This window comes from Mesorhizobium sp. P2_B11 (assembly GCF_056404855.1).
Genome location: NZ_JBFUDF010000007.1, coordinates 25,526 through 38,006, shown reverse-complemented (window position 1 = coordinate 38,006; position 12,481 = coordinate 25,526). Strand labels below are relative to the sequence as shown.

At 62.5% G+C, this 12,481-nt stretch carries 13 protein-coding genes; 8 read left to right on the top strand and 5 right to left on the bottom strand.

What is annotated here, in order from left to right; genetic code table 11:
* The first annotated feature begins 136 nt into the window (after nucleotides 1-136).
* The 6 genes from AC1DYJ_RS23040 (at nucleotide 137) to AC1DYJ_RS23015 (ending at nucleotide 6,018) form a co-directional block, all read left to right on the top strand.
* On the top strand, nucleotides 137-1,018 hold the full coding sequence (locus AC1DYJ_RS23040; protein ID WP_477281843.1) for a metal ABC transporter solute-binding protein, Zn/Mn family: 882 nt from the start codon (nucleotides 137-139) through the stop codon (nucleotides 1,016-1,018).
* A 40-nt stretch (nucleotides 1,019-1,058) separates the two neighbouring features.
* Entirely contained in the window at nucleotides 1,059-1,853 is a 795-nt protein-coding gene (locus tag AC1DYJ_RS23035; protein ID WP_477281841.1) for a metal ABC transporter ATP-binding protein, read from the top strand.
* Nucleotides 1,837-2,667: a metal ABC transporter permease gene (locus tag AC1DYJ_RS23030; RefSeq protein WP_477281839.1), complete on the top strand. Its 831-nt coding sequence runs from the start codon at nucleotides 1,837-1,839 to the stop codon at nucleotides 2,665-2,667. The genes AC1DYJ_RS23035 and AC1DYJ_RS23030 overlap by 17 nt, the downstream gene beginning before the upstream one ends.
* Nucleotides 2,668-3,440: 773 nt before the next feature.
* A complete protein-coding gene (locus AC1DYJ_RS23025) occupies nucleotides 3,441-4,511 on the top strand; it encodes a sensor histidine kinase (RefSeq protein ID WP_477281837.1) in 1,071 nt (356 codons plus the stop codon).
* An 84-nt stretch (nucleotides 4,512-4,595) separates the two neighbouring features.
* Nucleotides 4,596-5,642 carry an HWE histidine kinase domain-containing protein gene (locus AC1DYJ_RS23020; RefSeq protein WP_477281835.1) on the top strand — a complete coding sequence of 349 codons (1,047 nt, stop codon included), beginning with the start codon at nucleotides 4,596-4,598 and terminating at the stop codon, nucleotides 5,640-5,642.
* Nucleotides 5,635-6,018 (top strand): response regulator, encoded by a 384-nt coding sequence (locus tag AC1DYJ_RS23015; protein WP_477281833.1) that lies wholly within the window; start codon nucleotides 5,635-5,637, stop codon nucleotides 6,016-6,018. Before AC1DYJ_RS23020 ends, AC1DYJ_RS23015 begins: the two co-directional genes overlap by 8 nt.
* 64 nt (nucleotides 6,019-6,082) lie before the next feature.
* Here the strand turns inward: AC1DYJ_RS23015 and AC1DYJ_RS23010 are convergent, their stop codons facing one another.
* From AC1DYJ_RS23010 to AC1DYJ_RS22995, 4 genes are all read right to left on the bottom strand, one after another.
* A complete protein-coding gene (locus AC1DYJ_RS23010; protein ID WP_477281831.1) occupies nucleotides 6,083-6,943 on the bottom strand; it encodes an alpha/beta fold hydrolase in 861 nt (286 codons plus the stop codon).
* Between the two features lie 834 nt (nucleotides 6,944-7,777).
* Complete coding sequence (locus AC1DYJ_RS23005; RefSeq protein WP_477281829.1) at nucleotides 7,778-8,026, bottom strand: hypothetical protein; 249 nt, start codon at nucleotides 8,024-8,026, stop codon at nucleotides 7,778-7,780.
* A 64-nt stretch (nucleotides 8,027-8,090) separates the two neighbouring features.
* A complete protein-coding gene (locus AC1DYJ_RS23000) occupies nucleotides 8,091-8,573 on the bottom strand; it encodes a pyridoxamine 5'-phosphate oxidase family protein (RefSeq protein ID WP_477281828.1) in 483 nt (160 codons plus the stop codon).
* 49 nt (nucleotides 8,574-8,622) lie between these two features.
* Complete coding sequence (locus AC1DYJ_RS22995; protein ID WP_477281827.1) at nucleotides 8,623-8,796, bottom strand: hypothetical protein; 174 nt, start codon at nucleotides 8,794-8,796, stop codon at nucleotides 8,623-8,625.
* A gap of 383 nt (nucleotides 8,797-9,179) precedes the next feature.
* Here AC1DYJ_RS22995 and AC1DYJ_RS22990 point away from each other — a divergent pair, with 383 nt between their 5' ends.
* Nucleotides 9,180-9,473: a hypothetical protein gene (locus AC1DYJ_RS22990; protein ID WP_477282610.1), complete on the top strand. Its 294-nt coding sequence runs from the start codon at nucleotides 9,180-9,182 to the stop codon at nucleotides 9,471-9,473.
* Between the two features lie 137 nt (nucleotides 9,474-9,610).
* On the opposite strand, the gene AC1DYJ_RS22985 is transcribed toward AC1DYJ_RS22990, so the two are convergent.
* Entirely contained in the window at nucleotides 9,611-9,964 is a 354-nt protein-coding gene (locus AC1DYJ_RS22985; protein ID WP_477281825.1) for a cupin domain-containing protein, read from the bottom strand.
* Nucleotides 9,965-10,364: 400 nt separating this feature from the next.
* Between AC1DYJ_RS22985 and AC1DYJ_RS22980 the strand changes: the two genes are divergently transcribed.
* The gene (locus tag AC1DYJ_RS22980) at nucleotides 10,365-12,320 is read left to right on the top strand and encodes an acyltransferase family protein (RefSeq protein WP_477281823.1); all 1,956 of its coding nucleotides are present in this window, start codon (nucleotides 10,365-10,367) and stop codon (nucleotides 12,318-12,320) included.
* Nucleotides 12,321-12,481 lie beyond the last annotated feature (161 nt).

Below are 12,481 nucleotides of genomic sequence, written 5' to 3'. Positions count from 1 at the left end.
CGAAAAACTGCGCCGCTCAAAAAGCCCATTGACATCGGCCGTATTTTCGACGCAAACGTTATATTGTTACTGTTATACAGTTACACGGCGCCGCCTCCCCGGCGACGTGCCTTCCCGGACTGCAAGGAGACCAAGGATGCGCCCCATTCCGTTTCTCGCCGCGCTGCTAGTCGCGGTGCCGCTGCTCACCGGCACGGCCGCTCGCGCCGAAGACAAGCTGACGATCGTCGCGGCCGAGAATTTCTATGGCGACCTCGCCCGCCAGATCGGCGGCAGCAACGTCACCGTTACCAGCATCCTGTCCAATCCCGACGACGATCCGCATTTGTTCGAAACCAGCCCGTCGACGGCGCGCACCATCGCCGACGCCAAGATCATCATCTACAACGGCGCCGATTACGATCCGTGGATGGACAAACTGCTGTCGGCGTCGACCAGCAAAGACCGCACCACGATTATTGCGGCCGACCTGATCGGCAAGAAGTCGGGCGACAATCCGCATCTGTGGTACGACCCGGCGACGCTGCCGGCCATCGCCAAGGCGCTGAGCGCCGATCTTGCCAAGCGCGATCCCGCCAATGCCGTGCACTATGAGGCCAACCTGAAGGCATTCCAGACCTCGCTCGAGGCCATTGACAAGGAAATCGCCGACGTCAAGAAGACCTATGCCGGCACCGAAGTGACCGCCACCGAGCCTGTCTTCGGCTACATGGCGGAAGCGCTCGGCCTCAAGATGCTGAACTATGATTTCCAGGTGGCCCTGATGAACGATGCGGAGCCGAGCGCCACCCAGGTGGCGGCATTCGAGAACAGCCTGAAGGACGGCTCTGCCAAGATCCTGTTCTACAATTCGCAGGTGACCGACGAGGCAACGACAAGGCTGCTCGACATCGCCAAGCAGAGCAAGGTCACCGTCATCGGCGTCACCGAGACCGAACCGGCGGGCAAAACGATCCAGACCTGGTTCGGCGGCCAGATCGACGAGGTCCAGAAGGCGCTCGCAGCCCGCACGCAATAATGTGACTGCCAATGAACGTGACTGCCAGTAACGTGACTGAATGAACGCAATTGAATTCGACAAGGTCACCCTGACCTATGGGGGACGCCGGGTTTTATCCGACGTCTCCTTTTCGATTCCGCAAGGCGCCTTTGTCGGCCTGCTCGGCGCCAACGGCGCCGGCAAGACGACGATGCTGCGCGCCATACTCGGCCTGATCAAGCCGGCCGGCGGCGCCATCTCCGTGCTCGGTAAGCCGCCGACGCGCGGCAACGCCGCAATCGGCTACATGCCGCAGGCGCGGCGCGCGCTCAGCGATGTCGGCATCAGCGGTCTCGACTTCGTGCTGAGTGCTGCCGGCGGGCATCGCTGGGGCTGGCCGGTCCCGTCCAGCGCCGAGAAGGAAGCCGCCTGGAAGGCGCTGGAAGCGATCGGCGCCACCGACCTGGCGCGGCGGCCGCTGGCGGAGCTTTCGGGCGGCGAACGCCAGCGCATCCTGATCGCGCAATCGCTGATCGGCGACCCGCAACTGCTTCTGCTCGACGAACCGCTGATCAGCCTCGACGCCGGCCACCAGCGCGCGATCATCGACCTGGTGCACGAGATCGGCGAGCGGCTGGGCATCGCCGTGCTGTTCTGCTCTCACGAGATCAACCCGCTGCTGCGCGCCGTCGACCGCGTGCTCTATCTTGGCAACGGCAAGGCCGCGATCGGCTCCGTCGACGAGGTCATCAGCGGGCCGGTGCTGTCCAAACTCTATCGCACGCAGATCAATGTGGTGCGGGTCGCCGGCCGCATCTTCGTCATGGCCGACGATGTCGAACTGGAGAGCGGGGCGCATGTCCACGATCTTTGACTATGAATTCATGCGCAACGCCTTCTATGCCTGCACCATTGTCGGCATCGTTTCCGGCGCGGTCGGCTATTTCCTCGTGCTCAGGGGCCAGACCTTCGCCGGCCACGCGCTTGCCCATGTCGGCTTTCCCGGCGCCACCGGTGCCGGCCTGATCGGCCTGTCGCCGTTTTTCGGCCTGACCGTGTTCACGATCGTTGCCGGTATCGGCATCGGTTTGCTCGGCGAGCGCGCGCATCGCGACGTCGCCATCGGCATCGTTTTGACGCTGTCGCTCGGCCTTGGCCTCTTGTTCCTGCATTTCTACACCGCCTTCGCCTCGCAGGCGACGAACGTGCTGTTCGGCAATGTGCTGGGCATCAGCCTGCGCACCGTCATCGTGCTGGCGGCGCTGGCGGTGGCAATCCTCGCCGCCTTGGCGCTGATCGCCCGGCCACTGCTGTTCGCCAGCCTGCAGCCGGAGCTCGCCGAAGCGCGCGGCGTGCCGATCAACCTGGTCTCGACCCTGTTCATGGTGCTGGTCGCCGTCGCCACCTCCGAGGCGGTGCAGATCGTCGGCGTGCTCCTGGTCTTCGCGCTGATGGTGGCGCCTGCCGCCACCGCGCTCAGGCTGACCAGTGGCGTCGCCGCCGGCGTGCTGGCCTCGATCGCGCTCGCCGTCGTCATCGCCTGGATCAGCCTGACGCTCGCCTTCCTGACCGACTGGCCGACGAGCTTCTGGATCACGGCGCTGGGCGCTGTCGCCTACGTCATCAGCGGAATTGCGCGGCGCTCGACGGCTACCCCGAAGGCTCAATTGGCGGATGGCAATCCCTGATTGCAACGCCAGCATGACCGGCCGCGTAGACCGGCTTGCGGGTTCAAACCGGACGTAAGGGAATTACACCCAAAAAAAGTCAGGTTGAAAACCGGTTTCGTGGACCGCGCCGAATGGGAAAAACAAATCGATTCAAGTGGCTAGACCGCGACGGAAGGGACGCCGGCGGCGCCGCTTCGGAGCCACAAGAAAGCCCGGAAAACCGCCACTTACAACGATTTTTGTCATGACAGATGGCCGCTGAGCGGTTGGCCGGAAAGCTAGCCGGGAGCACAAAAACGACCTCCCGCCACCCCTCTGGGCGGCCGTTGACAGACCGCGGGGTTGCATGCGTATACCAAGCCATGGGTCACGCCATGGCCGTGGCGGTTGAGACGGGGCTGGGGGGTTTCGTTACAACAGCATCGACGGCCCGGCGCCGGACGGGCGGCATGCACTCAGCAGAGTGCGCCGCTCGCTCTTGGCTAACGCGCCGGCGACCCAGCAGCAGTCTTGGCCTGCGTTCTCTCGACCGGGCATCGCAGAACGCCATCGTCTCAGCTTTCCGATCCGCATCGGTTCGAAGCGAACGAGGTGACGCCCCCTTAACCGATATTCGCTTCGCTACGTCCTCCTCTTCCCGACGGGATGAGGAGGACGCTGGCGATTGCGCAAGGAGATCACAACATCGCGTCGGCGCCGGCAAGATCGATTCAATTCGCGACTCCGGCTTGGCAATGGTGTATGAGAAGAGGCCGAACGGAGGCGAAGTGCCTCCAGATCGGCTTTGAGCCTTGTTCCATCCCATCGCGAATATCGAGGACGCGCAGACGCTGGCGCAGGCGATCGTCAATACGATCGTCGAGCCGTTCCTCGTGCTCGACGAGCAGTTTCATGTGCTGGCGGCCAGCCGCTCCTTCTATCAGACCTTCAAGGTCGACCCCGAACAGACGCATGGCGCCCTGCTCTATGCACTGGGCGACGGCCAATGGGACATCCCCGCCCTGCGCGTGCTCCTGGAAACCATCATCCCCGAGAAGACCGCCATGGACGGCTTCGAGGTTTCCCATGATTTTCCCACCATCGGCTACCGCACGATGCTGCTCAACGCGCGCAAGGTGCTCTACGATCACAGTTCGGCCATCACCATTCTGCTCGCCTTCAACGACATCACGGCCCGCCGTTCGATCGAGAAGGAAAAGGAAGAGCTACTCGCCCGCACCGAGGAATTGCTGCGGCAGAAGGATGTGCTGCTGCGCGAGATGGAGCACCGGGTCGCCAACAGCCTGCAGATCATCGCCAGCATCCTGCTCCTGAAGGCCCGCTCGGTCACCTCGGAGGAAACCCGCCAGCATCTGAGGGATGCCCATCAGCGCGTGCTGTCGGTCGCCGAAGTGCAGCGCCACCTTCACACCGAGGCCGGTCTCGAAGAGATCGACGTCGTGTCCTACCTGTCGAAGCTTTGCAGCAGCCTGGCCTCCTCGATGGTCGGCGATGCGCAGCCGATCGAGGTCAATGTCACCGCGCAAGGCGGCAGGATCGATTCGCAAAGGGCGGTGAGCCTCGGCCTGATCGTCACCGAACTCGTCCTTAATGCGATCAAATATGCCTTCCCGATGGAGAAGGCCAAGGCGCTGATCCAGGTGACTTACGAGACCGATGGCAGCGACTGGAAGCTGACTGTGTCCGACAATGGCGCCGGCAAGCCCGCCACCATCGTCGCCAGTGCCGGCCTGGGAACGGCCATCGTCGAGGCGCTGGTCAAGCAGCTCGAGGCCAAGATCGAGGTCATCAGCGACAACAACGGCACCAGCGTGTCGGTGACCAGGGCGACGTTCACCTCGCGCGTGCCGCGCGCGGCGTAGCGCGGTCCACCCGGTAGCGGGAGCCTTGGGCTCAGCTTCGCCATCAGATTGGACTGCACCAAAGGCGCGGGATCGATAGCCGATATGTCGCAGATAGTTGCCAAGTCCGACGAGCAGAAAGATGCCGAAGCAGAGGTCGAGGGCTTTCACGACGACCTCGGCCCGTTCGTGGTTGCCGCCGAGACGACACGAATGGCGATGGTCTTCACCGATGCAAAGGAACCCGGCAATCCGATCATCTTTGCCAATGACGCTTTCCTCGCCTTGACCGGATACGCCAGGGAAGAGGTGCTGGGTCAGCCGTTCAATTTCCTGGTGGCGGACGGCGCCGACGCCCAGACGCTGAAGCGCATCAAGCTCGAGTTCGAAGCCAATGCGCAGGCGGGCACGGAAATCCTTTACCGGCGCAAGGACGGCAGCGAATTCTGGGCGGGCCTTTTCGCCAGTCCCGTGCGCGACAAGAGCGGCGCCATCGTCCAGTATTTTACCTCCTTCGTCGATCTGACCAAACACAAGGAGGAGCAGGCGCAGTCCAAAATGCTGATCGAAGAGCTGAACCATCGCGTCAAGAACACACTCGCAACCGTTCAATCGATCGTCTGGCAGGCGGCGCGCGCCAATTCAGACCCGCGGGCGATCCGCGAAGCCGTCGAGTCCAGGCTGTTTGCGCTCTCCCGGTCGCACAATTTGCTGACCCGCGAAAACTGGCACAGCGCCGGGCTGCTCGATGTGCTGCACGATGCTCTGGAACCGTTCGGCGACGGGCGCGCGGAGCGCCTGGTGATTTCAGGCGAGAACATTCGTCTCTCGACCAAGGCGGCCCTGGCGCTTGGCATCGCCTTCAACGAACTCGCAACCAACGCGGTGAAATACGGCGCGTTTTCCAATGACGAGGGTTCGATCCGGATCGACTGGACGATCGAGCCGACGCCCGATGGCCGGTTGCTGGTCCTTTCCTGGCGAGAGAAGGGCGGACCGCCGGTTGCGCAGCCGCTGCGAAAAGGGTTCGGCTCGCGTGTGATCGAGCGCGGCCTGACCCACGAACTCGAAGGCACAGTACAACTCGACTATCGTCCGGATGGGTTGATCTGCACGATGAACATTCCGGTACCGGGGTCACGCGATGGATAAACTGCTGTCTGGAGATAAACTTCTTTCTGGCCGTCGCCTCCTCGTTGTCGAGGACGAAATTCTGGTCCTGATGATGCTCGAGGACATGCTGGGCGACCTTGGTTGCGAATCCGTGACCTCAGCCGCCACGATCGAAAAGGCGATCGCGCTGATCGAAGAGCAGGTCTTCGACGCCGCCATGCTGGACATGAATCTGGATGGCGACGACAGCCACACGGTAGCCGACGCGCTTGCCAAGCATGGCGTGCCGTTCATCTACTCTACCGGCAACAACGACCGCGACATGCGCGAAGGCTTCAGCAGCCGCGCCGTGCTTCGCAAGCCGTTCAGCTTTGACGAACTGACCGCCAAACTCGACCGCCTTCTTGCTCCTTGACTGCGGAAGCAATTGGTTGGCCGGCGGTTCGGCCATCGCGGCGGACAGACGTCGAACATCGGACCTAGGCGGAACTCAGGAAGGCCAGGATTTCTGCAGCTAGCGCCTCTGGCGCCTCCTCGGCCATATGATGTCCGCAGTCCATGCCTTTGCCTTGCAAACTTGTCGTCCACGGGCGCCATACGCCGAGAACGTCGCCATAAAGCCATTCCAGATCATCGCGCAACGACCATAGAACCATGGTGGGACATTGGATACGCCGGCCGGCGCTTCGGTCATCGGCGTCATGCAGATGGTCGAGCGATAGGCCAGCCCTATAGTCCTCGATCATGCCATGGACGACACGGGCATCGCGAATTGCCGCCCTGTAATCCGCAAACGCCTCCGCGCCCATCTGATCGGCGGAACCGCCATACCAGGCTTGCGGGTTGGTCGTGATCGCCTGTTCCGGCTTGTCGGGCTGGGCAAAGAAGAACCAGTGCCACCACTTGGCAGCAAAGCGGGCGTCACATCGCTCCAGTGCTTCCAGGATCGGAACGCCGTCCATGACGATGAGATGCGTTACCGCTGACGGGTGATCCATCGCCGTCCGGAAGGCGGTGTAGCTTCCGCGGTCGTGCCCGGCCACGGCAAAGCGCTCAAAACCCAGATGGCGCATGAGCGCGGCACAGTCGCCCGCTTTTGCGCGCTTGGATGACCCCGCGTGATCGGGGGTGTCCTCAGGGACCGAAGACTGCCCAAAACCGCGCAGATCAGGACAAATCACCGTGTGGCTTTCGGCGAGAATCGGGGCGACGCGGTGCCAGGTGGCATGTGTACGCGGATGGCCATGCAGCAGCAGGACCGGTGGTCCTGCACCGCCGTGCCTGACCCGAAGCGTCGCCTCGGGCAGCTGGATTGTCTCAAGCCGGAAACCTTCGAACATCAAGTAGCTAAACCTTGGCTACAGCCGGAGGTTCCGCCCTTGGAACAATAACGCCGCGCAGCCGTTTGTATTGAGCGGCAATTGTTTTGCTGTAGCTTAAGAAAAAGGCGGGCCGTCATGAACAGCATTATTTGGTTGGTCGGAGCCGTGGTTATTGTCCTGGTGATAATGAGCTTTTTCGGTTTGCGTTAGGCCACCCGGTTTACGGCATAGACAAGTCACTGGTCAGGCAAGAGCGGCATACGCCGAACGCCGGCGCCGCGCATAGGAGACGGATATGGATATCACCACAATTCTGGTCATCGTTCTCATTGTTCTAGTACTCGGCGGCGGCGGATTCTACGGCCGTGGGCGCTGGTACTGACAACAGAGATCATCGCCCAGTCCGGAGCCTTTGGTTCCCGAACGCCGTCCGATCGGCCCGCGTCCTCCGCCGGAGGCGTGGGCTTTTTTGTGTGGTCTTGGTCTCTCGAAATTGCCGATCGGTGGCGACACCGCGTTTAGGCGACGGCCCTGACCGATAAGCAACCGCCCTGCCCGATACCGTCGAACTTCATACGATCAACGTGGAACAAACGCCTTGCTGATGCATTCATAGGATACATCGAGTGTCCCAAAGCGCTTGGTCGTTAAAGAACCCGCCTCCCTCCCCCCTCCGGAAGCGGGTTTTTTTGCGCCTGGAAATTCCTGTCCTATTCCTGAAACAGCAGGAGGCGAAGCGCCTTGCCCGGCAAAACGCCGCCTCTCAAGGCGGCGCTTCAATTCGGTCCGGTCGCCAGTGTCGACAACGCGCCGCTCAATCCTGCCTCAATGCCACGGTGCGGGCGCCGAAAACTAACCGCGCGATCTGGGTTTGGGCTTGTCCGACGTATCCGACGGATTTGCTGAGAGCCTGGCGGAACGCTGATCGTTGAGCTGATCGTTAAGCCGCACCGCCTTCTTTTTCGCCTCAGCCACAAAAGCAGCGCCAGTCAGCTTCGGCTTCGCCGCAATCACGTAGTCGGCTCTATTCGTCCGGTAATCCTTTTGAATGGCCATTGTTTTTGATACTCCCTGATGGACATAAACGCGCTCGAGCGCCAAGGCGTTCCAATCCTGCGACGGCCTTGCCGGCGACTGGTGCCCCATCGTCCTCTCGGTTAGTGGCCTAGCGATACGCCTGCCGCCCCGACATCGTCTCGATCCGGATCTGGTAGAACAGATGGCTGCCCGAACCGGCCTGCTCGCCGGGTTTCAACGCTCCCGGCTCCCACCAGTTGGCGTGCTTCTGCAGCAGCGACCAGGCAAATTCCCGGTCGTGATTGGACGCAGGGATCTGTTGGTCCCTGGCGGGAATCGTGCTGTCGAGTGCGGGCGGTTTGGGCAGATCCTCGAAGGTACCGTCGACGACGACGCTCTTCCAGCCATGAACGGTGCCGACATCGTCGACCTGCAGGCAGACATGCGGGTTCTCGCGCATCCATTCGACCTTCTGGCCCGGCAGCGAGAAGCTGAAGATGGAATCGTCGCCGAAGGCAAAATGGATCGGCACCACGTAAGGCCTGTTGTCGCGGACGCAGGCCAGTCGGCCGAGCCTGGCCGACTTCAGCATGCCGGTGCATTCCTGCTGCGTCATCTCCCTGATGTCCATTGTTTCTTCCCGTTGATGGTCGTGTGCGTTGAAAAGCCTGCGTTGGAAATCAGGCCACGAGATCGATGCGCCGTATGGCCCGGATCGCCTCCCCTTCGGCGACGCCAATCAGCGCATCGATGGCCTGGATCGTCTCGATCTGGCCGCGCGCAGCCACCGTCCTGCGCAAGGCATGGAGGTCGTCGCGGATTTCGCAGAGTGTGGTTCGAACCGTGAGGGGCATGGGCCGCCTTCCTGTGGACACAACCGCCGGAGACGGCGATCGGTTCCACCGTGAGCGGAATGATCCGCCAATGTCGTGGAAAAGCGTATAACAGTGGTGTCGCCGGCCATGTCTCGGTCGTCGAAGGGCAGATTGCCGAGCGGCAGTGGATTCAGCATGCCCGGGGTTTGCTGCGCGAACTCACCGGCGATGAAGATGCGGATGAAAATATTCTCGACAGGATGGCGCGCGAAAGCTTCACTTTGGAAAACAATTTTATAGGATTTGGCTATGGGGCAATATTATTCCCCATTTTAGCAATTTCGTGGAACCTTACCACCGCCGGTCCCGTTCTTCCTCCGATCGCTGCTTGGACAATCCGAAAAGCAATCAGGAGAAATATCATGAACATCAAGAAGCTTTGCATGGGCGCGATGGCGCTTACGATGATGACCGGCGCAGCGTTCGCCGGCACCAGCACCGGCACCTCGGCGCTCGACGATCCGGCGAAAATGTCTCCCTTCTTCACCGATGCCGGCATGAAGACCATGCGGCCGGCTGCAGAATTCAAGACTGCCTGGATGGCGATGAAGGAAGAAGATCGCGCCGGCATGACCAAGGAATGCGGCGACGAGGCAATCGCCAAGGCGCATGACGATTTCTGCAAGATGACCAAGCAGCTCGGCGGCGCCAACTAAGCGCGGCCAATCGCGAAGATCGATCCGATGGCGGGCAGAAATGCCCGCCATTTTTATGCGCGGCTTCAAGCGAGTCCGACGACGGTCGGTCAGGCAACCCTGACGACGGTCGATCAGGAAACCTTGACGACGGTCGATCAAGAAACCTTGACGACGAAATGCTTGGTCACCGGCTCGATGATCTTCCAGGTGCCCTTGAAATCGGCTTCGACCACGAACGCATCGCCGGGGCCAACCTCGACCGGCGTGCCGCCATCGGGTGTGATGATGATGCGGCCGGCAATCATGTGCACGAACTCATAGTCGGTGTAGGTGGCATGATAGGTGCCGGGAGAAGCCCGCCAGGTGCCCGACATCACCTTGCCGTCGGCGGTTGTGTGCTGCACGGCGGTCTGCATGGTCGGCCTGCCCTCGACCACGATCCAGCCCGGCAGATCGCCGCCCTCGGCATGCTCGACGGCGCCGAATTTGAGGATGGTGGTGTTGGTCATGGAAGGGCTCCGTTTGAACTGCATTGGCTGCCAGTTGGATAGCCGATGCGCATGACAGGGGCAACGCAAGGGCCGACCCGTGATGTCGGAGATTGGCGAAAGCGGCGGTGAGAGCGTCCTTCTCCCCGTTTACGGGAGAAGATGGCGGCAGCCAGATGAGGGGCGGCGCGGCGCTCGTCATTGTGCCAATTCCGCAAGGGATAAATAGGGCGCAGGCCATACTGGAACAGCGTCGGTGCTGCCCCTCATCCGCCTGCCGGCACCTTCTCCCCGTGAACGGGGAGAAGGAAGAATCTCGACTTATGTTGCACTGCGTTAGATTTGTTGCATTGCGATATCGGTGTATGGGGCCGACCCTTGGCGAGGGTGGGCTTTAAACGAACTACACGAGGTTTCGATCGTGTCAGCATCGTTCCGGCCTGATATCGAAGGGTTGCGTGCACTGGCGGTGGCGGGCGTGGTCGCTTTCCATTTCGGCCTTCGCGGACTGCCCGGCGGCTTCACCGGCGTCGACATCTTCTTCGTCATCTCGGGCTATCTGATCACAAAACACCTGCTCGCCGAGATCGCCGAGACCGGGCGGCTGAACCTGTGGCGCTTCTATGCCAGGCGCGCCCGGCGGCTGTTGCCGGCGTCGCTGTTCGTCATCCTCGCCACGCTGGTGGCCGGCGCCTTCATCCTGTCGCCGGAGGAACAGTCGCTCTATTCCAGGGGCGCCATGTTCGCCTCGGCCTACATGATCAATCTGTGGCTGATCCGCTGGTCGTTCGATTATTTCGCGGCCGACGCGGCCAGCAACCCGTTTGTCCATTTCTGGTCGCTGTCGGTGGAGGAACAGTTTTATCTCGCCTGGCCGGCGCTGCTTGTGCTGGCGGCATGGCTGCGCCCGGGCAGGCGCGGCGCGATCCTGGTGGTCGGCCTGGCCGGGCTGGTGTCGTTCGCCGTCTGCGCGTGGCTCACCATGGTCTCACAGCCCTGGGCCTTCTATTTCTCGCCGCTGCGCGCCTGGGAGTTCGCCGCCGGCGGGCTGGCGAGCATGGTACCGCAAAAATTCTGGCAGGACCGCCTGCGGTTCGGCGCCCCGCTGGCGTGGCTCGGCCTGGCGCTGATTGCCGGCGCCTATCTGAGCTTCAGCGAGGACGCCCCCTTCCCCGGCTTCATGGCGTTGGTGCCGGTGGCCGGCACCGTGCTGTTGCTGCTGGCGGGAGCGGCCGGCGTCAGGAATGGCCCAAGTGCCGTCCTGGCGCTGCCGCCCCTGCAGTGGGTCGGCAAGCTCTCCTACTCGCTCTATCTCTGGCACTGGCCGGTGATCGTCTATGCCGCGATGCTGGTGCCCGAGCTTTCGCCGCTGCAGCGGTTCGGCTGCATGGTGCTGACGCTGGCGCTGTCGCTGTTCACCTACCACTTCATCGAAAACCCGATCCGTCGCAACGGCTGGCTGATGGCCAATGCGGCGCGGGCGCTGGTGCCGGCCATCCTCCTAACCGGCACCGGCGTCGCAGCCGCCTATGCCAATGCCAGGCTGGCCGTCCATGATCTCGATCCGCAGCAGCACAGCATTGCCGTCAGCGCCGCGCAGCCTTCCACAGCACGCGCGGCCGGCTGTATTCTTTCCTTTGAGACGGTGACGCCGAAGGCCTGCGTGTTCGGCAACAAGGACGCCGGGCGCTCGATTGCGCTGTTCGGCGATTCGCATGCCGACCACTGGTCGACGCCGCTGATCGAGGCGGCCGAGAAGAACGACACCAAGGTCGTCACCTGGCTCAAATCCGGCTGCCGCGCCTCGCGGCTGACGGTCTGGGCGACCAAGCTGAAGCGGAATTATACTGAATGCGATCAATGGCGCGCGCAATCGATCCGGCAGATCATCGCCGCGCGGCCGAACCTGGTGGTGATCTCGGAGATCGCGCTGGCCAGCCTGGACAAGATGTCAGCCGGCATGCAGGCGCCCAAAAGCCAGGACGCCGACGGGCGCGCCGGCCTGCACGCCACGCTCACCGCGTTCAGCCGAGCCGGGCTGAAAGTTGCCGTCATTCGCGACGTGCCGTTCAACGACGATCATGTCGACACCTGCGTGGCGCGCGCGCTGTGGCGCGGGCAGACGCCTTCGCTGTGCGACCAGAAGCGCACCGACGCCGCCAACGACGCCGGCGCGGCGATGGAGCGCGACATCGTGCGCGCCATTCCAGGCGCCAGCTACATCGACATGACCAACCAGTTCTGCAACGCCAGCACCTGCCACGTCGTCATCAACGGCAAGATCGCCTACCGCGACCAGCATCACCTGGCGACGCCGTTCGCGGAGACGCTCGAGCCGGCGGTGGAGAAGGCGGTGCTGCGGGAAGCCGGCAGCTAGAGGCAACTGCGAAGCGCTTTCCGTGACGGGGCGCACGGCGGCTCAAGGTCTCGCTGTTGGACCCACGTTGAGCTATTGCCGCGCCGCGCGCTGCCCTGACGCGCGGGGAATTCGCATAGGGGTTCCCCTCTCCGTCTCGGCTTCGCCGAGCCACCTCTCCC